Source organism: Paenibacillus sp. WC2504 (assembly GCF_052682475.1).
In genome coordinates this window covers 6,829,230-6,852,281 of sequence record NZ_JBQZFH010000001.1, presented here as the reverse complement: position 1 = coordinate 6,852,281, position 23,052 = coordinate 6,829,230, and the positions used below count along the sequence as shown (strand labels likewise).

Sequence of the window (23,052 nt, the reverse complement as noted above, 5' to 3'; positions counted from 1 at the left end):
CATGAAATTGACAAGAAGGGAATTTCTGCTGAAAGGGACCGCGATGTTTGCTACGTTAAGCCTTGGCGGCATTTTGTTTACAGAAACAGGCAGATCGATATTCGCCGGGGGAGCCAGTGACGATGTCGACGAGCCGGTGCTGGTTGTTGTGCAGCTTAGCGGAGGCAATGACGGCATAAATACGCTGATTCCATATGGGCAAGGCGTATATTACGATTCAAGGCCGACATTAGCCTATCAGCAAAAGGACGTGCTTGCGCTTGATTATCAAGTAGGCTTACATCCTAGCCTATCAGGGCTCTCTGACCTTTTCAAAAACGGAAACATGGCGATCATTCAAGGCGTCGGTTACCCGGAGCCGGATCATTCCCATTTCCGTTCCATGGAAATTTGGCAGACCGCAGAGCCTGCGAAAATTAGCCGGAGCGGCTGGTTGGCCCGCTATATAGAGTCTTCGCTGCGCGATAATGCGAATCCGCTTAAAGCGGTTCAGGTCGGTGCGGCGGGCAGCAAAGCTTTTGCCTCGGAGAAGATGAGCTTTCCCGTCATTCAATCGCTGGAATCGTATCATGTGATCGATCCCAAAACGCCGATGATGGATAAGAATCGGATAACCAAAGCTTTTTTGGATATGTATAGCGATCAGAACCAGATGGAACAGCTGCGGGTCGTTTCGGGGCGCGGGTATGAAGCTTATAAAAGCGTTGAAGCCATACAATCTTTAACAGCCTCTTATGCCAACAAAGTGGAGTATCCCAAAACGAATTTTGCCAGTGATCTTCAACTCGTTGTCAAGCTGCTGGCGGGAAAGTCGGGAACGCGCGTATTTAATGTCCAAGTTGGCGGTTTCGATGATCATGCCGATGAAAAGGAGCAGCATGCCAGGGTTTTGACACAGGTGGATCAGGGTCTGACAGCTTTTTATAAGGATTTGGAGGCACAAGGTCTGCAGGATCGGGTTGCTATTATGATGTTTTCCGAATTTGGGCGTCGTGTGAAGGAAAATGGGAGTGGCGGTACGGATCACGGCACGGCAGCACCGATGTTTGTGATTGGCGGGAAAGTGAAAGGCGGTCTCTATGGCGCTTACCCGAGTTTAAGCAATTTGGATAACGGGGATTTGAAATATGAGGTTGATTTCCGCTCTGTGTACAGTACGTTGGTGGATCATTGGTTAAAAGGAGATGCTTCGGCCGTACTTGGGAAACCTTATGAATCGTTGAAGTTTATATAGGGAAAGTGGTAACCTAATTGAAGTAGTGAAAATAGTTAGACAAAGTGATACAAGCATGGAAGGAGTGCTGAAGGATGGTGGATATAAAACCGATCTCGGATCATTTGAAGGAGCATTTATCTATCCTTTTTGTGGGATATAACCCTAGTATTCGATCGGGTGAAACCGGCCATCACTATGCGAATCCGAACAATCGCTTTTATCGCATATTATTTCAAGCTGGATTAACGCCTCGGCTCTATAAGCCGCAGGAAGATCAAGACCTGCTTGAACTTGGCTACGGGTTTACGAATATCGTGGCGAGACCCTCACTGACGGCTGCTGAAATAACGCCTGAGGAGTACCGACAAGGCCGCATCATTCTCAGGGAGAAGATACAAAACATGCAGCCGAGGGTTGTATGTTTTGTAGGCAAAGGGGTTTATGAGCAGTATAGCGGACGCAGAGGGATGGCTTGGGGCAGCCAGCCAGATCCCATCGTACCAGGCGTAGTAGAGTACGTATGTCCCTCTTCCAGCGGGCTCGTTCGAATGAAATTGGAAGAAATGGTCGCTATCTATACCGGAATTAAAACATTTATCGGGATGGAGTTGGGTAAGGGATGAATATTCCATGGCTGCAATGGGCTAAAGAAATTCAAGCGATTAGTCAAGCCGGGCTTGCTTACGGCGAGAACGGTTATGATTTGGAGCGATACGAGGCGCTGCGCAAGATTAGCGTGGAGATGATGAGCCACTTCACGGACACTCCGATTGACAAAGTGACGGAATTATTCGCCAGCGATACGGGGTATCAGACGCCGAAGGTCGATATTCGGGCGGTTGTTCTGAAGGAGAACAAAGTGCTCCTTGTGAAGGAAAGAGCCGACGGCGCTTGGGCTTTGCCAGGCGGTTGGGCGGATATTGGCTACACACCGAGCGAAGTCGCTGTCAAAGAGACGCGTGAGGAAGCCGGTTACCAAGTCAAACCTGTGCGTTTGCTGGCGGTTCTGGACAAGAAGTGCCATGCACACCCGCCTGCCCCCAACTACGTCTACAAAATATTTATCTTATGCGAATTGGTCGGCGGTGAGGCGCTAGAGGTCAGTTTGGAAACGACCGAAGTCGGCTTTTTCGGCGAACAGGAGCTGCCGCCTCTATCAATTGAGCGGAATACGGTCGAGCAGGTCAAACGGATGATAGAGCTTGCAAGCGGCCCGGCATCACAGGTGCTGCTCGATTAAAACAAAAATGCTCCCCAGTCGTGTAGCCACGGCGGGGAGCATTCTGATATTATCGCATCAATATAGGCTTAAGCTGATCGAGAATATCCTCCATTTGCTTGGAGCATTGCTCGTACATCGCTTTGGCTTGTTTATTGTTGGTTGTCAGTCCGTATAACATCAGGTCTGCTTCGATCTGTTTCAGAGTCGCGAAGAGAGTAGCTTTTTCCTGCGGTATGGGAACGTTGATCTTATCGTCAAATAAATCAAGATACAATTGGCCGTACGAATCGACTTGCCCTAGAAAAACATTTTCGACCGTTACCCCGACCTTGTCCAACTCCGTTTTCAGCCATCCCCGGTTAAATGAAAGGGTTGCTAACGCTTCATCTAATATCTCACCGTCCATAATGACGGCTTGCGGCTCTTTCTCCGGTGCAACTTTGATGCCCAAATGCTTCGCAGTGAGCGGTAAATTCTCCCGATGCAGCAATACGTTGATTTCACCGCTTGGCTCCATGATCGCAAATTCAACATCCGCTACTTTGAAAACCGACCGCTTGCGCAGTTGTTCCATAAGTTCATCCGTGGTGAGCCGCTCTTTTTTTAAATTATCTTCTAAAACCTTCCCATCTCTAATGAGTACGGTAGCTTTACTGTCAATAAAATCGCGCATTTTTTTGCTTTTAAGCTGTAATAGTTCAATGCCCAGCGAACACGCGATCCAAACGGTTAACGAGATTAGACCGAGATACCATTTGGAATCGATATCCAAAGATATCGCTCCAGCCAGATTTCCAATGGTAATGCCCGTGATGTACTCGAACAGAGATAGTTGGGACACTTGCCTTTTTCCAAGAATCTTGGTCATGATGAACAATACGATTACAGCTAAAAGGGTGCGTACGATGACTTCATAAGCATCGGGCATGTGATTTCCTCCTTACGTTTCAAAAAGAACTTGGCGGCAGGCAGTAGTTGCGAGTTTGATGGAACTACAGGGCGCTATTTGAGCGAAATATCCGGCTTGCAGAAATATTGGGAACTACACCAGGATGATGTCAGATGCAATAGGCAATCAGAAAAAGTAGGCAAGTTTATACATTATTTGTGAAAATAATGGAAGTTATACGCCGGGGCCCAAAGGAAAAACGCCCAGCGGCTCATACGAAGGCTGCCGGCCCAAGTGGCTGCGGTAGAGGACGATGTCCTCTACCTGCCACGCGGGCAGCGAAGGCGCGCCTGCCAGGGAGGCGCGCGAGAACGGTTCCGCCGCTAGCCGGTAGCGGCGGGCTAGCGTGAGATGCGGCCGGTAGGCGCGAGCCTCGGCCTGAAAGCCATGGCGGGCGCAGGCGCCCGCGACCTCGCGCTGCAGCGCAGCCAGCGCGTCCAGGTCGCCGGCGACGCCCGCCCACAGCACCGACGGCGCTGCCGGAGGTCCGAACACGCCGAGCCCCTCGGCGTGTAGGGTCAGCGGCAGCGCAGCTGCTGCAAGCTGGCGCAGGTCGTGCGCCAGCGATTCCGCTTTCTCGGCGGATGCGTCGCCGAGAAAGCATAACGTGACGTGGACGTCCTGCGGATGCGTCCACTTCTGGAAAGGCAGCCGCTCTTTGAGGGCGGCTGCCATGAGAGCCAGCTCCCGCTGCGTGTCTTGCGGGAGCTGGATGCCGACAAAAAGCCGGTACGTGTCGGACGGTGTTGAAAGCGCTTTTGTCGAATGAGCGGAAGGATGCATGCGAGTGTGGACTCCTTTTTGGCTTTTTATGTCGGTGTATCCTGGTTCCGGTTTCCTGCTTCAACTAGCATTGCCAACTAAGGTTTTACTTGATGCATGAGGAGAATATTGCTATCATAGCCATAATACAAAAGCAAAGGTGTGGTCATTCATGGGAAATCGGGCCTATAACTTTAACGCAGGGCCTGCGGCATTACCGCTCGAAGTTTTGCAGAAAGCGCAAGAGGAACTTGTCGAATTTAAGGGTATCGGCATGTCGATCATGGAAATTTCGCATCGCAGCGCGGAGTACGAGCAAGTACATACGGAAACGCAGCAATTATTGAAGCAAATTTTTGCTATTCCTGACGGTTATCAAGTACAGTTCCTGCAAGGTGGAGCAAGTACGCAATTCGCTATGATTCCTTTGAATTTCTTGAAGCCGGGCAAAGTGGGCAGCTATGTGCTGACTGGCGCTTGGGCTGAGAAAGCGGTACAGGAAGCAGGCCTTTTCGGAGAAGTATCGATTGCTGCCAGCTCCAAAGAGAACAAATTCATGAAAATTCCGGATCTCAGTGAAATCAACATTCATCCGGATTCCGCTTACCTCCACTTGACTTCCAATGAAACGATCGAAGGCGCTCAGTTCCAAAGCTACCCGGACACAGGCAATGTGCCGCTTATCGGGGATATGTCCAGCGATATCTTGAGCCGTCCGGTTGATGTATCGAAATTCGGCATGATTTATGCCGGTGCCCAAAAAAATCTAGGTCCATCCGGCGTGACGGTTGTCATCGTCAAAGAAGATCTTCTGCAGGACCTGCCGAAAACAATCCCGACCATGCTTCGTTATGACATTCACGGCAAAAACAATTCCCTGTACAATACGCCTCCGGTGTATTCCATCTACATGGTGAACCTTGTACTGAAATGGATTCAGGAACAAGGCGGACTAGCTGTTATCGAGAAGAACAATCTGGAGAAATCAGGCTTGATCTACAGCGCAATCGATCAAAGCGGCGGTTTCTACCGTGGTCCTGTCGATAAGGGCAGCCGTTCGGCAATGAACATCACTTTCCGCTTGCAGGATGAAGAGCTGGAGAAGAAATTCATCAAGGAAACCGAGCAGAACGGGTTTGTCGGGTTGAAAGGCCATCGCAGTGTAGGCGGCTTGAGAGCATCTACCTACAATGCGGTTCCTTACGCTTCCTGCAAAGCGCTCGCAGATTTCATGATTGATTTCCAAAAACGCAACGGCTAGTAACGAACGAAATCAATGAGCTAAATCAATGAGCTATTCATGGCACCCTCGTGTGCGCGTGGATAGCTTTTTTTTGTCGCAGGATAGAAGGGGCGGTTCGCCGTTTACAATGTCTTAAGATGGCCTCTGAGACGGTTTGAGAGGCTTCTTCTGAGAGGGGGGGCGGAACTAGATCTAGTAGGGTGAAAGAAGAGATTCCAGGCGAAGTTCCTTTCGACAAATGTGAAAATTTCAAGTCTAAAATGAAAATATTTTTTCAAATCCTCTCGAGCCACGCCCCGTCTGGGTTTGCCTATTTCGGGCTCAGAAATGTGTCATAATACACGTTGACAAACACAATATATTGATATAAATTTGAATCTATCAACTAGATGTCGTGGGAAAAAGCGAATTCGGCAACTCCTGAATTCGCAGCGGAAATACCGCGTAATACCGGGAAAACACCCGATTTACCGCTATTTTCAGCCGTTTTCCTGCTTGCGGAAATTCGCTTATTTTGTCGATGAGACAGAGGACAATACTAGATATGGATGGACGGTAAGATTTATATTACTAACTACATATAGGTTATCTACATAAGACTGACACAAGTACGAGAATGTTTGAACCAATGATAGAAATGTTAGGAGACGGAGCCCATGCTGATTGCTTACGATTCGAAAACGGGGAATGTTCGCCGATTTATTAACAAACTTCAAATGCCGGCGATCCAAATCGAGGAAGCGTTGAAAGTGGACGAGCCATTCGTGCTCGTTACCTACACAACCGGATTTGGCCAAGTTCCAGAGAAGGTAAGTTCCTTCCTGGAAACGAACGCCTCCAATTTGATCGGAGTGGCAGCAAGCGGCAACCGCAACTGGGGAGACGGGTTTGCCAAAAGCGCAGACACCATTTCACAACTGTATGATGTGCCTGTGTTAACGAAGTTTGAGTTATCCGGCACCAAAAATGATGTAGAACGATTTGTTCAGGGGGTACATGCAATTGCGGCACATTGAGCTGAATAATTTATTAATGCAACGCGGAGCGGATGGTTTTTTTCAACTAGAGAAGGATAAAGAAGCTGTTGAAGTTTTTATGCAGGATGTTCACAGTAAAAGCCTCACTTTCCCCGATACCTCTTCAAAAGTTCGTTATATGATTGATAACAACTATTATGAGAATGTCTATGAGTACTACACATCAGAAGAAGTAAATCAAGTTTATCAAGTGGCCCACGATCATCAGTTCGAGTTCGCCTCCTACATGGCAGCTTCGAAATTCTATACAGATTATGCTTTGCGCAGTGACGATAAATCCTTGTACCTGGAGCATTTCCCGGATCGCGTTGCGATTGTAGCGCTTTACTTGGGGCGCGGTAACGTTGAGACGGCTAGTACGCTTGCTGTGTCGATGATGGAACAGCGTTTGCAGCCGGCGACGCCGACATTCCTGAACGCAGGGAAAAGCCGCCGTGGCGAGATGGTTTCCTGCTTCCTGCTGGAGATGGATGACTCTCTCAACTCGATTAACTATGTGCTGGCGACATGCATGCAGCTTTCCAAAATTGGCGGCGGCGTAGCCGTTAACTTGTCCAAACTTCGCGGGCGCGGTGAGTCTATCAAAGGCGTAGAACGCGCAGCCAAAGGGATTATGCCTGTTCTTAAGCTGATGGAGGATGCGTTCTCCTACGCGGATCAAATGGGGCAGCGCAAAGGCTCCGGAGCGGCTTATTATAACATTTTCGGCTGGGATCTTATGGAGTTCCTGGATAGCAAGAAAATTAATGCAGATGAGAAATCGCGTCTGAAAACACTTTCTATCGGTCTTATCGTACCGAATAAGTTCTACAAGCTGGCCGAAGAGAACAAACCTCTTCATGTTTTCGCGCCTTATACGGTGTGGCAAGCTTACGGCAAGCATCTGGATGACCTAGATATTGATGAGATGTACGATGAACTGTTAGCCAACCCGAAAGTGAAGAAAAAAGTCGTGATGAGCGCGCGTGACATGCTGATCAAAATTGCGACAACGCAACTGGAATCCGGTTATCCTTATATGATGAATCGTACGAACGCGAACAGGGATCATGCTCTGAAAGGGATCGGAACGATCAAAATGTCCAATCTCTGCACAGAGATTTTCCAATTGCAAGAAACATCGGAAATCAATGATTACGGTCAAGATGATGTGATTCTGCGTGATATCAGCTGTAACTTGGCTTCCATGAACATTGCAAATGTGATGGGGCACAAGAAATTGCGTGAAACCGTTCATGAAGGCATGACGGCTTTGACAGCAGTGAGTGACATGACGACGATCAGCAATGCGCCAGGCGTGGCAAAAGCGAATCGTGAGCTGCACTCCGTTGGTCTGGGAGTCATGAACCTGCATGGCTATCTATCGAAAAACAAAATCAGCTATGAAAGCGATGAAGCGAAGGATTTCGTCCGCACGTTCTTCATGGCGATGAACTACTATTCGATCGAAAAAAGTATGGAAATTGCCAAAGCGAAAGGGCAGGTCTTTGAAGGGTTTGAGCTGTCTGAATATGCGAATGGCGCTTATTTTAACCGTTACACAGAAACAGATTACCGTCCGCTTACGGATAAAGTGAAGGCTCTGTTCGAAGGGATGGAGATCCCGTCACCAAGTGACTGGGGCAAGCTGAAAGATGAAGTCCAGAAGCACGGTTTGTACCATGCGTACCGTTTGGCTGTTGCGCCAACACAAAGTATTTCGTATATCCAAAACTCAACTTCGAGCGTAATGCCGATTGTAGAACCGATCGAGACTCGTACATATGCGAACTCAACGACATACTACCCGATGCCATTCATGGCTCGCGACAATTATTTTTACTATAAATCCGCGTATCAAATGGATCAATTCAAAATTCTCGATCTGATTGCTGAAATTCAAACGCATGTGGATCAAGGCATTTCAACTATTTTGCACGTAAATAGTGATGTGTCTACGAGACAACTTGCTAGATTGTATCTGTATGCGGCACACAAAGGACTTAAATCGCTCTACTACACGCGAACGAATCAGCTATCCGTTGAGGAATGTGTCAGCTGTTCGGTGTAATTGGGAAGGGGATTGAACATAGATGAGCACGGCAACTACCATTAATCAGCCAATCGTCAAAAAAGCGGTGAACTGGAACCGGCCTGATGATGATTTCACGATAACCTTCTGGAATCAGAACATTATGCAGTTCTGGACGGATGAAGAGATTCCATTGTCTGACGATAAAATGTCCTGGATCACGCTAAGCGGGGCTGAACGTGAGCTCTACATGAAGGTGCTGGGCGGCCTTACGCTGCTCGATACGATGCAAGGCGGCGTTGGCATGCCGAAGATTCTTGAGCATGTCGACGGGCTGCAGCGCAAAGCGGTGCTCAGCTTCATGGGCATGATGGAGCAAATTCATGCGAAATCGTACAGCTCTATTTTCACGACACTGTCGACGACAGAAGAGATTAATGAGCTATTCGCATGGGTAGAGCGGAATCCTTATCTGCAGTTCAAAGCGAATAAAATTTCCCATTATTATGAGAATATTACGACGACCAAAGAGTTGTACTTAGCGATGGCAGCGTCGGTTTTGCTGGAGAGTTACTTGTTCTACAGCGGCTTCTATTACCCGCTTTATTTGGCCGGACAGGGTAAAATGACAAGCAGCGGGGAAATCATTGATTTGATTTTACGCGACGAGAGTATTCACGGTCTGTACATTGGTGTATTGGCTCAGGAAGTTTACGCAGAGCTTAGCCCTGTTGAGCAAGATGAGGCTTACGAGACGTTGTCTGCGCTGCTGAAGGAGCTTCATGCGAACGAGGAAGGCTATACGGAAAGCCTGTATGGTCCTCTAGGGCTGGCGGATGATGTGAAAGCATTCCTGCGCTACAACGCGAACAAAGCGTTCATGAACTTAGGGGTAGAGCCGTTGTTCCCGGAAGAGGATATTAATCCGATTGTTCTGAACGGACTCAGCACGAAGACGAAACAGCACGACTTTTTCTCGAAAAAAGGGAACGGGTATGTGCGTACGATTCACGTTGAAGCTTTGACGGATGATGATTTTGTTTTTTAAGGTTTGAAAAAGGTGCCCTTTGGGTGCCTTTTTTTTGGGCTTATAGTAGGTTGGATGGTTGAGGAGTTACCCTTTGGCGGTACGGTACGGTGGAACATAAAGGAATGACGAGGCGCAATTCTAGCGAAAAGTGACTTCATAGCGAACTGGAGGGAACTATGGTACTCTTTTTTGGCCATTTCTAGGGGAATTCTGCTTATTTCATGGAAAAAAGACCCTGTGGTTCCTCTACTTCCATGGCATGCCGGATATTTGCCAAAATAGCGCCCTGTAGTTCTCTCCGAGGATTTGTTGCCTTATAAGGCTCATTTTTTGCGACGTGCAAGCCGTTTAAAGTAAGAAGAGTACCGTGACTTTGCCACGTTGCACCGCGGGAGTTGCAACTTGTACAGTGACCAAGTGTCACTCTTGCCGTAATCGAGCAGTGCTGTCACGGATGACTAATTCCGGTTTTTTGGGCATCTCAAAAGACGGTGTCTTGCCTTCAATCCGCTGCAGCAGAAGATCTACAAGCTTGGAACTGGTCCAGGTTATATCGTAGCCGACATTCGTTAAATTGGGACGCAGCGTGCGAAAGAACTCGGAAGGCCCGAAGCCAATGATAGATACATCCTGTGGCACTCTGTACCCCTGATCAGCGAAGTAGTTCAAGGCTGCGACCGTCGTAATCTCATTCGAGATCAGGAGTGCTGAAGGTTTTTGCGTCTGAAATAATTGATAGATCGCATTATAGCTTTGATCCATTTGTCCAATAATAGGGACGATCATTTCTTCTTTGAACGGTACACCATACTGGGCCAAGGCTTTCTTAAAGCCATTTATTCTTTCGACATTGAAGGATAACATGCTGCCTTTGACACTTCCCACCAACATACGAATATCTGTATGGTTCAAATCGAGCAGATATTTAGCTGCGATATAACCGCCTTCGAAGTCGTCCGAGGATACGTAGTAACGGTCTTGAGGGTTGTCAGAGTATTTCATATTGAAGACGTAAGGGATTTCAGCTTCGTCTAGCAAGGAAGTCAACGTATCATTTTGAGAGGGGCTGAAAATAATAAAGCCGTCCGCGAGTTGATTTTTGATTACCTCAAAATAGGAATAAGCGTCCCCTTCAGCGGATGTGATGATTAAAATGTTGTAACCTTCTTTGTGGGCTTTCTCGGTCAAGCCTTTAAATTGCGCTTGAAATCCAGCATTTGACATGATCTCGCTAATATGAGCCTGACTAATCACTAGTCCAAGAATATAGCTTTTACCGGACTTGAAGATGCGTGCTGTCTTGTTTGGAATGTAGCCGAGACTTTCGATGACCTCTAGAACCTTTTGCCTTGTTCGGGGTTTCACGAGGTCAGAATCATTTAATACTCTAGAGACGGTAGAAGCAGTGACATTCGCCTTCAAGGCGACGTCACGGATAGTAGGCTTTTTGATGGAGACTCTCTCCTTTGGGAAAGCGTGGAATGAAATAATGATAACGATGCCATTATATCATTTTATCTAATAAAATTACAGCAAATTGTTCAATAAAAACGTGGGAATTCAGGTTGACATCCTTTGATAGCGGGTCTAATATAATGTTGTAAGTGCTTTCAGTTCTTTGTAAAGCAAAATGGCAACGGTACCATTTCTTGTGTAAATTTCAATAAAGAGAGGGGTATGACCTTGCATAATTCGTTGCAAATTTCCAAGAAGATGACGCGTACATATCATTTTTTAAACAAAGGAACCACTTTTTACAATTTGAATTATGTTGCACGTATGCCAATGACGGCTTCGAGGAATGGGGAAAGCCTCCCATTTGATGATCGGAATCAACATAAGAGTTATGAGTACGCAACACTTTTTGAACTGGAAGAAAAGCTCTGCAGTACGATGATGCGGAGCACAGTCAAGAAGCTGCAAAGTACGCTGGACTACATTGAGCTGCGCATGGATGCTATTCAGCCAGAAGATACGAGCGCGGCAAGGCGTGTGTATCTTCACTTGATGCATGCCATAATTCGAACGGTATATAAAGCTGGTTTTACACTCAGAGACATGATGGAATGTGATATTGACCCATGTGCCAATATGGAGCAGTTTGCAACCAAGCAAGAGATTCACCGTTATTTGGAAGAGATTTGCCTGCATATATGTAGGCATATGCTTGCATTGCGCGTGGACAAAAACCAACGTATTGTGTGGGAGATCAAATCCTACATCGATGAACATTTTAACCAGGACTTTGGACTTGAGCATGTATCTGAGTTAGTGAAGTGCTCCTCTACATATATAAATCGCTTACTGAAGCAGTACACAGGAAGCACTTTTTATAACTTATTGACTGCAAGGCGCATCGTAAGCTCCAAGCAATTGCTTTCCTTGAATGATTGGACGGTTTGTCAAATCAGTAATAAAGTTGGCTACAATAATGTGCACAGTTTTATACGTGCCTTTAAGCGAAGCGAAGGCATTACACCCGGGCAATATCGCGACTTGCTTCTCTATAACGCCTTGGAGCTTGAGTAAAAATGGCAACGGTACCATTCTTATTTTTGATAAGGGGGCAACTATGGAAAGAGTCAGAAATAACAATCTGGGTTTAATTCCTTTAGCAGGTATTTGCAGCTATGAACAAGCTTGCAATGTCGGTTATGGCATTGACCGTTCGGTAAGTTTATTGAAAAGGTACGTGTACGTGGAAACCCAACTGACGAACATTTTCGCCGCACATCTTGCCCATGTGCCTGAATGGGAAGTAAAGTGTGCTTTCGGCTTGCACATGTGGCTCGATGCCGAGCATAGTGCCATGCTTCGTAAGCGAATTACAGAGATGCGCGAACCTCCGCATGATTTGGACAAAACACCAGATGCTGCGATTGAATTGTTTTTTCAGGAGTTGATTCGGTCGCAAACGACCCTGGAGCTTATGGTAGGTATTTATGGCGTAGCTAAGAAGGAACTTATTCGATCTTTAAACAAGTATTTGGTAGAAACCAATCCGTTAGTGGATCATCCTACGTGTCGAGTGCTCAAAATCATCTTAGTGGAAGAAGAAGAGATGCAGCTATGGGGAGAGCAGGCGATACAAGCGTTGAAGATAACAGAGGAGGATCGAATAGCCGCACAACAATGGCAGGAGCATTTGCAATGCTGTTTGCAAGCGGCAGGAGGCTTCTCAGGTGATTTGGAAAAATCAGCGAACTGGACGCCTACTACTCCTCGTGCCGAGGATGGCAAGCCTTATGACATGGAAGCTGAACCACGCCGGGATGCCCGATTTGCCGATACGTATAACTCAGCGGGGAAAATAGATGAGTATTATCTAGAAGAGACACGCCCTTCAGACGAGAGAACATATGCCTTGATCTATAAAAGGTTGAAGGAAATGACGGTTCCAGAGTGGATGGGGCCAATCATTTACAAGACGAAGGGGAAACCGTGGGACTATTATGTGGATATGAGCAGACAACTGTGGGATGAGGCCCGTCATTCCATGCTCGGTGAGGTTGGTTTGTATCAAGACGGTGTTGAATTTTATAAATACCCCATCGACTTTAGAACAAGCTTAACATTGAACACGAAGTTCGAACCGTTGGAAGCGCACATCATTTTGTGGTATTTCGAGCAAAGGCAAATGCCCAAAAAGACAGGAAAACGGCTAGAGTGGGAGATTGCCAAAACGTCGGACAATGAGCTTGCAATCACGTTTCAGGATTACGATTGGGCTGATGAGGTGCTTCACACGCAAATCGGCAGAAAATGGCTTGTGCCGGAGGTCGGTGGCTTAGAGGAGCTGAAGCAGAAAGCGGAGGAGTTATTGCCCAGAATAGTGGAAGAGAGGGCTAAGTTGGATGAACGATCGGATCAAAAGCAATGGTGGCCGGATTTTTTAACTGAAATGCGAGCAGGTCGGGATCGGACTCGATAGGTAGCTTAACATGCCATACATGAAAAATGAAAACTCCGTATTGAGCAGCAGGTCTAGGAGACCAGCCCATACTCGTACGGAGTTTTTTCATCAGTGTTCTTTTACTGCCAAGACAGTTGGGTGAATATATCTTGCCGTACTTCCCCGAATGATCAGCTCGGGTTTTTTTGGTCTTTCAAGAACCACTGGCCTGCCTTCAATTCGCTGCAGCAGCAGATCGACCAGCTTGTCGCTGGACCATGTAATGTCATAGCTGACATTCGTTAAATTCGGCCGATGATGCCGAAAAAATTCTGATGGACCGAAACCGATGACAGACACATCCTGCGGTATACGGTAACCATAATCGTAAAAATAATTTAAAGCGGCCACCGTCGTTGTTTCGTTTGAAATCATCAGAGCAGTGGGCTTTTGCGTCTGGAACAATTGATGGATTAAATTGTAGCTCTCTTCCATCTGACCGGGAATGGTGACGATCATTTCCGGTTTGAACGCGATGCCGTATTCCTCGAGTGCCTTTTTGAAACCAAGCACGCGATCTTCATTGAAAGGCATAATAGTCCCTTTTACAATACCAAGAATAAAGCGAATATCCGTATGGTTCAAATCTAGCAAGTATTTAGCCGCCATATATCCACCCTCAACATCATCCGAGGAGATATAGTAACTATCTTCGGGATTATTGGAATATTTCATATTGAACACATAGGGAATGCCGGCTTCCTCAAGCAGGGAGGTCAAGGACTCATTGATAGACGGACTTAATATGATAAATCCATCGGCTACCTGATTTTTGATTACCTCAAAGTAGGAGTTGGGTTCAGCATCGGTTGAAGTGATAATGAGCATGTTATATCCTTCGTTGTGCGCTTTGACGGTTAGCGCTTTAAACCTTGCTTGGAATCCGGCATTTAAGACGAGTTCGCTAATATGCTGCGTACTAATCACGAGTCCTAGGATATGGCTTTTGCCGGATTTGAACACGCGAGCCGTTTTGTTTGGAATGTAGCAGAGGCTCTTGGCGGCTTCCAGTACCCGCTGTCTTGTGCAAGGTTTAACGAGGCTGGAAGCATTCATAACTCTGGATACGGTGGAGGGAGTTACGTTTGCTTTTTCGGCAACGTCAAGAATGGTTGGCTTTTTGATGCGGCTTCCCTCCTAAACATAGTAACGATAACTGCCACCGTGACGAATTTAGCTAGGCAGCTCCCGTAGTTTGGCAAACAGGTCCATGTACACTAGACTCCGATCAATATCTATCGATTCTTTATAAAAGTGACGAGAATCATCGAAAGAATATGTAAATCCGGGATTGAGAACTGGAGCCCGCCTTACCATAGAAGGCACCCATTGCTCGTTAAGTACCCAGGCAATAGCTGCAACATCCCAAAGTACCTTGGACCATCCCATCTTATTTTGTCCAAACCGGGTAAATCGACCGTGGAACATATCGCTGAAGTAGGTGCCAAGCTTATTTTGCCCACGCAAACAGGCATCAATTTCATATGGCGTAGTCAGCAAATGGGACGCTACCCCATGACATGGGAGTACAACTAAAGGGACGCCACTGTCAAAAATAAGCGAAGAGGCCTGATAGTCTTGCGACACATTAAAGATTTTCTGAGTGGGCCACCAGTAGGCATTCGGACCAAGCCATACGACGACCATATTGTTAATGATTTCAGGACATTTTGCGATAGCTGATGCCACATTCGTAATGGCGCCAATGGCAACCACATACAGCGGTTCGCTGGATGAAAGAGCCAGGTCAATGATTTTATCCGCAGCTTCGCTCGGCACTGGCTCAGTATGACTGGTCATGTATTGCGATGACCCCTTATAGACCGGAGGAGCATTCTTCACATCCATCAGCTGCATAATATTTAGGATTTCCTTATAGCTTTTCTCCATGCCATCCGCCGGGCTGACCGAGTTCCAATTGAAGAAAGGTGCGGCTGTAACGGCCAGTAAATCGATTTTTTCCGGGGAAAGCAGCGCATAGGCTAAGGCAAATTGATCGTCAACTTCGTTAAATGTGTCGGTATCCAATACCATACGAACTCGGCCTTCCGGGAATGTAAGTCTTTGCAGCATGGTGCTGTCATCCAGTTTGTGCCACGTAGATTTAGTCATTTTGTGCCACCTTTCCAATCGTTAACAGGATTTTGAAATGATAAGTTGTATTATAGGGGAACAAGTTAAATTTATGGAATATTCAATTATCTAACAGGTGTCAATTTTATAAATGCACATTTGTTTCATAATTGCACAATCTGAGATGTTAACTGTGTATTTACTACAGGATAAGGAGAGGGCTATGATAGAGGTATCAAACGGGAAGGGCTGAATGGAGTGAAGCGATAGTTGGATAGCGTAAATTATTATTTGAATATTCAGAAATTTAATAGTTGCCAATTACTGTACATAGATTGCGAGGTGTTCATATGAGTGAAAATTCAGGTTCGCAGACAGTGAGGTTGGTAAGATCCGCACGTCAACCGCTGGCGTTGACCAGGCTACTGAAAAATCTCGTCCGCTATAAGTATTTCTATATGATGTTAATCCCCGGTCTTCTGTACATCGCCATTTTTCATTATGCACCGATGTTCGGGTTGGTCATTGCCTTTCAGGATTATCAAATTTTTAATGGGGTTTGGGGCAGTAAATTTGTGGGCTTCGACAATTTCATGTATTTATTTCAAGCCCCTCAGTTTATCACAGCTATGAAAAATACGTTTATAATCAGCGCATATAAAATTATCTTAGGTTTTCCTGTTCCGATTTTGCTGGCGCTGCTAATCAATGAAGTTCGCATTTTGATTTTTAAGCGCAGTATCCAGACCATTCTTTATCTGCCTCACTTTTTATCGTGGATTGTTATGTCTGGTTTAATGTTTAACTTCCTATCCGATCAAGGACCGGTTAACAAACTCATTAAGATGATGGGTGAGAAGGCCATTTACTTCTTCAGCGATGAGGTTTATTTCAGAAGCATATTGGTTATATCCGACATTTGGAAAGAGATGGGCTGGAACGCCATTATTTATTTGGCGGCACTGACCGTTGTATCGCAGGATTTGTATGAGGCGGCCAAGATGGATGGTGCTACACGTTTTCAGTGTATGATGAAGATTTCGCTTCCTAGTATAATGCCAATTATTATGATCATGCTGCTGCTGCGAATGGGAAGTGTGCTTAATGTAGGATTCGAGCAAGTATTTAACTTGTATAACCCGATGCTTTATGGTGTAGGAGATATTATTGATACTTATGTTTACCGAATTGGAGTTCTGGAAAATAAATTCCATATTTCGGCGGCTGCTGGCATGTTCAAATCCGTTATTGCGTGCATAATGGTCGTTACCACCTACTATTTCCTAGAGAAAGTGGGGGATAAATGATGAAGCCGATACTTTCGCACACCGTCAGACCACGCCGCCGTGTTTTTGGAATCAATGCTGACAGCGCTTTCGGAGTAATTAACCTGCTGATTCTTTCCGTTATAACTTTGGCGACACTGCTTCCAGTAATCACCGTTCTGCTAAGCTCAATAACACCGATGAGTGATGTAATCAATCAACCCAATGCATTTATCGTTATACCGACAAGCCTTACATTTGAGTATTATGCCTGGTTATTTCGAGGCAGCTCCAAGATTATTGATGCGTATACGATTACTATTCTAAGAACGTTGATTGGTACAACGGTCAGCCTTGTCATCACCATTCTTACAGCGTATCCGCTTTCGAAGAAGTTTTTGCCGGGGCGCGGTGGCATTATGGGGATCTTCTTTTTCACCATGTTGTTTTCCGGTGGCATGATTCCAACCTTCCTGGTCGTTAACAGCTTGTATTTGACAAATACGTTTTGGGCAATGATTATTCCCAGCGCGTTAAGCGTGTACAATTTGATCATTATGCGGACATTTTTCCAAATAATCCCAATTGAATTGGAAGAGTCGGCGATTATCGATGGTGCGTCCGAAATGACTACTTTGCTGAAAGTTATTTTGCCCGTCATGCTGCCTTCCCTGGCCACCATAAGCTTGTTTTACGCAGTGGCTCACTGGAACTCATTTTTCGACGCTGTATTGTATATCACCGACCGGCAGTTATGGCCGCTGCAGCTGTTATTACGCGAAATTTTGGTCGCGAATGATATCGGCGGACTCGCGCTCGGCGGTTCGTTGTCTGACAACAGACCGCCTGCGTCGGTGCTTATTAATTCCACTATCGTAGTGGCGGTGCTGCCGATCATGTGCGTCTATCCGTTCTTGCAGCGCTATTTTGTGCAAGGCATGATGGTTGGCTCCATTAAAGGATAAGCGATGGATAACAGTTTCCCAAGCAGCGGCAAGCCCCGCCAATCGGCAGGTTTGTAATACAACAAATCAATGGGAGGTTATGTAAAATGAACGGAAAGCAGAAAGTCAGCTTAGGTCTATCCGCCGCATTGCTTCTATCCCTGGTTACCGCTTGTACCAAAAACGACGCATCGCCACCGGCACAAGTTTCAAACGCTGATGCAGGCCCTATTAAACTACTATATACAAAGGGCGGTTTTGAAAAGGCACCAGACAACAATCCCATCAAAGATACGATTGAAAAAACCACTGGCGTGAAATTTGAACAAATTTCCCCGCCTTCAGCGAACTATGCGGATCAGGTACCCGTCATTATGGCTTCTAAAGATAAACCGGACGTTGCCATGATGCCAACGAGTCAAGCGGTTTTTGACTATGCAAAGCAGGGCGCATTGCTAGATTTGAAGCCATATCTGAGTTTGATGCCGGATATTCAGAAGAATATTCCGAAGGAAGCGTTAGATTACTTTACGGTAGATGGTAAATTGTGGGCGATTCCGCTTTGGCTTCATCCGCAGCGCTATAATTTCGTTATTCGTGGAGATTGGTTAAAAAAAGTTAATCTGCCTGTACCTAAAACACTAGATGAGCTGCACAATGTGCTGGTTGCTTTTGTTGAGAAAGATCCTGACGGCAACGGCGCGAAAGACACCTATGGCATTAGTGGCCTTGGACTCGATTCACTCGATGGCATTTTCGGAGCATTTGGCGTTATCGCTGGAGATGCACCTTGGGTAAGCACAGCGAAAGCGAGCGTTTATTTCGTTGAAAAGGACGGTAAGCTAATTCCCCAAACAACGCGCCCGGAAGCGAAGGAAGCTCTTCAGGTGTTAGCAAACTGGTACAAAGAAGGACTTATTGATCCAGAAATGTTTACGCACAGTTCGGCTGTGAGAGACGAGAAGTTTGTTAAAAATCGTTATGGTGTATCAGCCAACTGGTGGACCTGGGAATCAAATATGGAAAACACCATGAAGAAAACCGATCCGAATGTCGAACTGCTTCGCATAGCTCCCCCGATAGGACCTCGAGGTGAATCGGGCTTACGCGGTGCAGGGATGGTTGCCCGTGGCGTGGTCGTGTTGAAGGATACAAAGCACCCTTCCGCTGCGGCTAAGTTTATGAACTATTTTAATACCGAAGAAGGCGGTTTTACGACGTATACAGGTCTTGAAGGCGTGCAATGGGAGAAGAAGGACGGCAAAATCTACACCACAGAGCAATGGAATAAAGACAGCAAGTGGATTCAATGGTACTCCTTATTTGAAAACGAAGCTCCGTTGTTAAAGGTAGAAACTTACGCGGTTCAATCCCGTCGAGATGCCTTCAACTGGAAAGTTATTACGAATGCTGCTGATATGATGAACTCACAAGCAGAATTGAAGTACCAAGCCGATTTACGCGGATTGACAGCTGACTACTACGCTCGGTTTATTACCGGTAAAACACCTTTGTCTGAGTTCGATAAATACGTGGATGAATTCAACAAACGAGGCGGCAAAGAGTGGACAGATGAAGTTAACAAAATTTATCAAGAGAAAAAAGCGAAAAAATAGGAGTAGAAAACATGGTGTTATCCCATAAGAAGGTATCACATGTCCGATCAGCCAGATCATTCACTGCTGAAGCGTCGGAGGCGGCATTCCTGTTAGGGGGAATAGGTACTGGCAACGTATCGCTTGGCAGCCGGGGTGAATTCAGAGATTGGGAGCTTTTCAATCACCCTGATAAGGGACTCCATTTTCCTAATTCTTATTTCGCAATATGGGCTAAGGAAGAGGGCGAGCCTTCCATCGCAAAGGTGCTGCAGTCGCAATTCAAACCGCCGCACAGCAAACCTCATGGATATTCCCCGTATGCGGGGGGCGGGCTTCCGAGAATGGAGGCATCCCGCATGTCAGGCGAGTATCCGATCTGCCGAATCGTGTTTGAGGATTCTGAATTGCCGGTGCAGGTGGAACTGGAGGCTTATACACCCTTCATTCCTTTGAATGCGGATGACTCTGGTATCCCTGGGGCAGTTATGACTTACTGGGTAAAAAATGTATCGGACCGCCCTGTAGATGTGACCGTGGCGGGCTCGTTAATTAATCCTATAGGCGGGATTAGCTTTAACGCCTTCGGCAGTATGGAGCTGCCTGCCACAGGCCGGAATGTTAATGACTTTGTGCAAAAAGATGGAATCAGCGGCCTTTTTTTTCACTCCCATAAGTATGCTGATACCGATCTGCTTTACGGCGACATGTCACTAGTCACAACGAATCCAAATGTTACGAGCAAGCGGGTTTGGCTGCGAGGCGCCCATTTTGATTATCTTCAGGAATTTTGGGATGATTTCGCAGAAGATGGCCGACTAAACGATCTTGGTTATGAGACACCTTCCGACGATCGCAAAACGGATACCGGTTCTTTAGGTATCTTTGAAACGCTGGCCCCAGGAGAAACAAAACAGTTCCAGTTTATCATGAGCTGGTATTTCCCGAATCGTATGAATGGCTGGAGCGAGCAGTTCCGTGTCAGAGCAGAAGGTAGAGAAATCACCCAAAACTATTATGCTACTCGGTTTGACAGCTCATGGTCGGCGGCAGCCTACATCGTACAGCATTTTGAAAGATTAGAAAGGGAAACGTATCTGTTCCAAAACGCTTTATTTAATAGTACATTGCCTGATTATGTGCTTGACGCGATGTCCGCCAATATTACTGTTCTTCGCAGTACAACCTGCTTCTGGCTGAAAAACGGTAAGTTTTTTGGTTTTGAGGGCAGCTTGAATCATTTGGGCAGTTGTGAAGGAACTTGTACGCATGTATGGAACTATGCACAAACTGCCGCATTTTTGTTTCCAACGTTGGAGCGCAGCATGAGACAAACGGAGTTTTTGCTGGAAATGCATGAAGACGGCAAGATGAACTACCGTGCTACGAAAGTGTTCGAATCAGAGTTCGTATGGCCAGGCAACCTCATAGCGCCGGGCGCTGCGGATGGTCAGATGGGCGCCATCATGCGAGTTTTTAGGGAATGGAAGCTTAGCGGAGAGGATGAATTCGTTAAGGAACTGTGGCCTTCTGTTCAGAAAGCCTTACATTACGGCTTGGAACATTGGGATACAGACGGCGATTACGTGATGGATGGGCAGCAGCATAACACATATGATATTGATTTCCATGGCCCTAACCCGCTGACTGGAACGATATTCTTAGGCGCTTTGCGGGCGGCGGAGGAAATAGCAGCCTATCTCGGAGAAGCCGACAAAGCAAGGGCATATCGGGACATCTATGAAAAAAGCCTCATCCGGCTCGAGGAATTAATGTGGAATGGGGAGTACTACGAGCAAATGGTAGAGGATGTAGACCAACATAAACACCAGCTTGGTTTAGGCTGCCTGTCTGATCAGTTGCTGGGACAACAATTTGCGCATTTGTATGGGCTTGGGTATTTACTTCCGCCAGACAAGGTGAGGAGTGCCTTGAGTGCAGTGTTTAAATATAATTTTAGAAACAATTTTAACAAGCATGCCAACTGCCAGCGTGTCTACGCGCTTAACGACGAACAAGGTATGCTGCTTTGCTCCTGGCCGCAAGGCGGTCGTCCGAAGCTGCCATTTGTGTACTCAGATGAAGTTTGGACCGGCATTGAATACCAGGTAGCCACACATCTGATATACGAAGGCTTTCTTGAAGAGGGCTTGAAGCTTGTCAAAACCGTTCGGAATCGCCACGATGGGATTCGGCGTAATCCATGGAATGAGGTGGAATGCGGTCATCATTATGTCCGCTCCATGGCCAGCTGGGGTCTGCTTATCGCGTTAAGCGGGTTCAAATATGACATGGTTCAAGGCACAATGGCATTTGCACCTGTCATCGATGCAGACAGGTTCACCTCATTTTGGAGCACAGGTAAGGCATGGGGGACGTATTCTCAACGGATGAATCAGGCGGGGGATTACGAAGCAGAAATCAAGGTGCTCTATGGTGATATGACAGGAGTTCGTGTAATTGCTTGCGGCAAGGATTACATTCTCTAATTCTTCCGTGTCTTTAAAAATGGCAACGATACCATTCGGAGATTTGAGAGGGATGAATGCTTGAAAGGGGTGATGGGTACTAGTTTATTTGTCCCGTTTTAAGAGAAGGCGAAACATCATGTTGATCTATTTATTAGTAAATAATCCATAGAACAAATTGAGGAGAGAACAATCTATGAGTGAAAAAGTGAGCTTAAAAGACAAGTTTTACGGTTGTATAGCTGGTGTTCATATTGGTTCCGCGATGGGGGCACCTGTAGAGGGCTGGGATTTTGAACGAACGGAAGAAACGTATGGCATCCTGGATAAATTGGTATCTTACGAGCATTTCAATAATGGCTGGGTGCGTGAGGCGGGCACGACGGAAGACGGTGTCGAGAGACAGAAACTGATGATCTCCGCCATTATTGAAAAACAGGATCGAGTTACGGCTGAGGAAGTCCGCAGACAGTGGATCGCGAAAATTAAGCCGGAGTCAGCAGGCATGATCTCGGAGCCATTCGAAGCCGTATTGCTAGCGATGGCAAAAAGCGGTATTCCGGCCAGGGATATCGGGAAATATTGTGATTACGCCGGACTGAACAGTTTCTCACGTTCCTGCCATCCGATTGGACTCATTAACGCCGGTGATGTGGAAAATGCCATTAACGATGTGAACGAAGTCGGACAGCTGTATCAAACATCCAATGGACGAGGGTTAAAATGGGCGGCTGTAACGGCAACGGCGATTGCAACCGCTACGAAAGCGAATGCAACTGTAGATAGTGTAATTGGGGCGATCTACAATTATTGCGACCCCGATGTCGTTGTAAAGGAAATTGACCGTGAGCTTAAACGCACACAAAACATTACGGATATTCGCGAACTGCGCAAGGTCTTGTATGAGTCTTATAGCATTAGAGGGATTCCATATGAGGTAAGTTATGCGAACGAAGTTGTAACTAAAGCGATATGCATATTCAGAATGGTCAATGCCAACGTCAAGGATGCTTTGATTACCGCTGTTAATATGGGCCGTGATACGGACTGCGTTACAGCGGTTGCTGCTGGGATTTCTGGTGCGTTGAGCGGAACGAGTTCCATTCCTGAGGAATGGATTAAGCAAGTTGATTACGCAACTTCGCTGCACGTTGTAAGTAATTCGCACAGAACGATGAAAGAACATTCGGAAGGATTGTACCAGGCCTATCATTCAAGACTACTGAAACTGAAAGCGTATTCGGAACAAATGTCTGCAATTTAGCTAATGCGCATAATCTAACTA

The 23,052-nt window shown here is 46.4% G+C and carries 19 protein-coding genes; 14 read left to right on the top strand and 5 right to left on the bottom strand.

Annotated elements, in window-relative coordinates:
• The first annotated feature begins 1 nt into the window (after position 1).
• The 3 genes from ACUN27_RS30950 (at position 2) to ACUN27_RS30940 (ending at position 2,456) form a co-directional block, all read left to right on the top strand.
• Positions 2-1,234, top strand: a complete 1,233-nt coding sequence (locus tag ACUN27_RS30950; RefSeq protein WP_445560180.1) for a DUF1501 domain-containing protein — start codon at positions 2-4, stop codon at positions 1,232-1,234.
• A gap of 83 nt (positions 1,235-1,317) precedes the next feature.
• A complete protein-coding gene (locus ACUN27_RS30945; protein WP_326062629.1) occupies positions 1,318-1,839 on the top strand; it encodes a mismatch-specific DNA-glycosylase in 522 nt (173 codons plus the stop codon).
• Positions 1,836-2,456 (top strand): NUDIX hydrolase, encoded by a 621-nt coding sequence (locus tag ACUN27_RS30940; RefSeq protein WP_326062622.1) that lies wholly within the window; start codon positions 1,836-1,838, stop codon positions 2,454-2,456. The genes ACUN27_RS30945 and ACUN27_RS30940 overlap by 4 nt, the downstream gene beginning before the upstream one ends.
• A 49-nt stretch (positions 2,457-2,505) precedes the next feature.
• Here ACUN27_RS30940 and ACUN27_RS30935 read toward each other — a convergent pair whose 3' ends face one another.
• Both ACUN27_RS30935 and thpR read right to left on the bottom strand, forming a co-directional pair.
• Entirely contained in the window at positions 2,506-3,366 is an 861-nt protein-coding gene (locus ACUN27_RS30935; RefSeq protein WP_315953383.1) for a DUF421 domain-containing protein, read from the bottom strand.
• 195 nt (positions 3,367-3,561) lie between these two features.
• A complete protein-coding gene (gene thpR / locus ACUN27_RS30930; protein ID WP_445560179.1) occupies positions 3,562-4,170 on the bottom strand; it encodes an RNA 2',3'-cyclic phosphodiesterase in 609 nt (202 codons plus the stop codon).
• A 151-nt stretch (positions 4,171-4,321) separates the two neighbouring features.
• Between thpR and serC the strand changes: the two genes are divergently transcribed.
• The 4 genes from serC to nrdF all read left to right on the top strand — a co-directional run bounded on the left by serC (position 4,322) and on the right by nrdF (position 9,488).
• Positions 4,322-5,410, top strand: coding sequence for a 3-phosphoserine/phosphohydroxythreonine transaminase (gene serC / locus ACUN27_RS30925; RefSeq protein ID WP_315953385.1), 1,089 nt, complete (start codon positions 4,322-4,324; stop codon positions 5,408-5,410).
• Positions 5,411-6,048: 638 nt separating this feature from the next.
• On the top strand, positions 6,049-6,408 hold the full coding sequence (nrdI, locus tag ACUN27_RS30920; RefSeq protein ID WP_127457572.1) for a class Ib ribonucleoside-diphosphate reductase assembly flavoprotein NrdI: 360 nt from the start codon (positions 6,049-6,051) through the stop codon (positions 6,406-6,408).
• The gene (gene nrdE, locus ACUN27_RS30915) at positions 6,395-8,479 is read left to right on the top strand and encodes a class 1b ribonucleoside-diphosphate reductase subunit alpha (RefSeq protein ID WP_315953386.1); all 2,085 of its coding nucleotides are present in this window, start codon (positions 6,395-6,397) and stop codon (positions 8,477-8,479) included. The genes nrdI and nrdE overlap by 14 nt, the downstream gene beginning before the upstream one ends.
• 22 nt (positions 8,480-8,501) lie before the next feature.
• On the top strand, positions 8,502-9,488 hold the full coding sequence (nrdF, locus tag ACUN27_RS30910; RefSeq protein WP_315953387.1) for a class 1b ribonucleoside-diphosphate reductase subunit beta: 987 nt from the start codon (positions 8,502-8,504) through the stop codon (positions 9,486-9,488).
• Positions 9,489-9,890: 402 nt separating this feature from the next.
• On the opposite strand, the gene ACUN27_RS30905 is transcribed toward nrdF, so the two are convergent.
• On the bottom strand, positions 9,891-10,907 hold the full coding sequence (locus tag ACUN27_RS30905) for a LacI family DNA-binding transcriptional regulator (RefSeq protein WP_445560680.1): 1,017 nt from the start codon (positions 10,905-10,907) through the stop codon (positions 9,891-9,893).
• 246 nt (positions 10,908-11,153) lie between these two features.
• Between ACUN27_RS30905 and ACUN27_RS30900 the strand changes: the two genes are divergently transcribed.
• Both ACUN27_RS30900 and ACUN27_RS30895 read left to right on the top strand, forming a co-directional pair.
• Complete coding sequence (locus ACUN27_RS30900; protein ID WP_315953388.1) at positions 11,154-11,999, top strand: helix-turn-helix transcriptional regulator; 846 nt, start codon at positions 11,154-11,156, stop codon at positions 11,997-11,999.
• A gap of 43 nt (positions 12,000-12,042) precedes the next feature.
• Positions 12,043-13,401: a hypothetical protein gene (locus ACUN27_RS30895; protein ID WP_445560178.1), complete on the top strand. Its 1,359-nt coding sequence runs from the start codon at positions 12,043-12,045 to the stop codon at positions 13,399-13,401.
• A gap of 90 nt (positions 13,402-13,491) precedes the next feature.
• Here the strand turns inward: ACUN27_RS30895 and ACUN27_RS30890 are convergent, their stop codons facing one another.
• Positions 13,492-14,532 (bottom strand): LacI family DNA-binding transcriptional regulator, encoded by a 1,041-nt coding sequence (locus tag ACUN27_RS30890; RefSeq protein ID WP_445560679.1) that lies wholly within the window; start codon positions 14,530-14,532, stop codon positions 13,492-13,494.
• A gap of 63 nt (positions 14,533-14,595) precedes the next feature.
• Positions 14,596-15,534: a nucleoside hydrolase gene (locus ACUN27_RS30885; RefSeq protein WP_445560177.1), complete on the bottom strand. Its 939-nt coding sequence runs from the start codon at positions 15,532-15,534 to the stop codon at positions 14,596-14,598.
• Positions 15,535-15,845: 311 nt separating this feature from the next.
• Here ACUN27_RS30885 and ACUN27_RS30880 point away from each other — a divergent pair, with 311 nt between their 5' ends.
• From ACUN27_RS30880 to ACUN27_RS30860, 5 genes are all read left to right on the top strand, one after another.
• Positions 15,846-16,802: an ABC transporter permease gene (locus tag ACUN27_RS30880; protein ID WP_445560176.1), complete on the top strand. Its 957-nt coding sequence runs from the start codon at positions 15,846-15,848 to the stop codon at positions 16,800-16,802.
• Positions 16,802-17,725 (top strand): carbohydrate ABC transporter permease, encoded by a 924-nt coding sequence (locus ACUN27_RS30875; RefSeq protein WP_445560175.1) that lies wholly within the window; start codon positions 16,802-16,804, stop codon positions 17,723-17,725. Before ACUN27_RS30880 ends, ACUN27_RS30875 begins: the two co-directional genes overlap by 1 nt.
• Before the next feature lie 86 nt (positions 17,726-17,811).
• Positions 17,812-19,320, top strand: coding sequence for an extracellular solute-binding protein (locus ACUN27_RS30870; RefSeq protein ID WP_315953393.1), 1,509 nt, complete (start codon positions 17,812-17,814; stop codon positions 19,318-19,320).
• Positions 19,321-19,331: 11 nt separating this feature from the next.
• Complete coding sequence (locus ACUN27_RS30865) at positions 19,332-21,788, top strand: GH116 family glycosyl-hydrolase (protein ID WP_445560174.1); 2,457 nt, start codon at positions 19,332-19,334, stop codon at positions 21,786-21,788.
• A gap of 175 nt (positions 21,789-21,963) precedes the next feature.
• Positions 21,964-23,031 (top strand): ADP-ribosylglycohydrolase family protein, encoded by a 1,068-nt coding sequence (locus tag ACUN27_RS30860; protein WP_315953395.1) that lies wholly within the window; start codon positions 21,964-21,966, stop codon positions 23,029-23,031.
• The last annotated feature ends 21 nt before the right edge of the window (positions 23,032-23,052 follow it).

Bases quoted from the DNA above. Each gene is read 5' to 3' on its own strand.
- ACUN27_RS30950 (WP_445560180.1), top strand. From the start codon at position 2: ATGAAATTGACAAGAAGGGAATTTCTGCTGAAAGGGACCGCGATGTTT.
- ACUN27_RS30940 (WP_326062622.1), top strand. From the start codon at position 1,836: ATGAATATTCCATGGCTGCAATGGGCTAAAGAAATTCAAGCGATTAGT.
- ACUN27_RS30935 (WP_315953383.1), bottom strand. From the start codon at position 3,366: ATGCCCGATGCTTATGAAGTCATCGTACGCACCCTTTTAGCTGTAATC.
- thpR (WP_445560179.1), bottom strand. From the start codon at position 4,170: ATGCATCCTTCCGCTCATTCGACAAAAGCGCTTTCAACACCGTCCGAC.
- serC (WP_315953385.1), top strand. From the start codon at position 4,322: ATGGGAAATCGGGCCTATAACTTTAACGCAGGGCCTGCGGCATTACCG.
- nrdI (WP_127457572.1), top strand. From the start codon at position 6,049: ATGCTGATTGCTTACGATTCGAAAACGGGGAATGTTCGCCGATTTATT.
- nrdF (WP_315953387.1), top strand. From the start codon at position 8,502: ATGAGCACGGCAACTACCATTAATCAGCCAATCGTCAAAAAAGCGGTG.
- ACUN27_RS30895 (WP_445560178.1), top strand. From the start codon at position 12,043: ATGGAAAGAGTCAGAAATAACAATCTGGGTTTAATTCCTTTAGCAGGT.
- ACUN27_RS30885 (WP_445560177.1), bottom strand. From the start codon at position 15,534: ATGACTAAATCTACGTGGCACAAACTGGATGACAGCACCATGCTGCAA.
- ACUN27_RS30880 (WP_445560176.1), top strand. From the start codon at position 15,846: ATGAGTGAAAATTCAGGTTCGCAGACAGTGAGGTTGGTAAGATCCGCA.
- ACUN27_RS30875 (WP_445560175.1), top strand. From the start codon at position 16,802: ATGAAGCCGATACTTTCGCACACCGTCAGACCACGCCGCCGTGTTTTT.
- ACUN27_RS30870 (WP_315953393.1), top strand. From the start codon at position 17,812: ATGAACGGAAAGCAGAAAGTCAGCTTAGGTCTATCCGCCGCATTGCTT.
- ACUN27_RS30865 (WP_445560174.1), top strand. From the start codon at position 19,332: ATGGTGTTATCCCATAAGAAGGTATCACATGTCCGATCAGCCAGATCA.
- ACUN27_RS30860 (WP_315953395.1), top strand. From the start codon at position 21,964: ATGAGTGAAAAAGTGAGCTTAAAAGACAAGTTTTACGGTTGTATAGCT.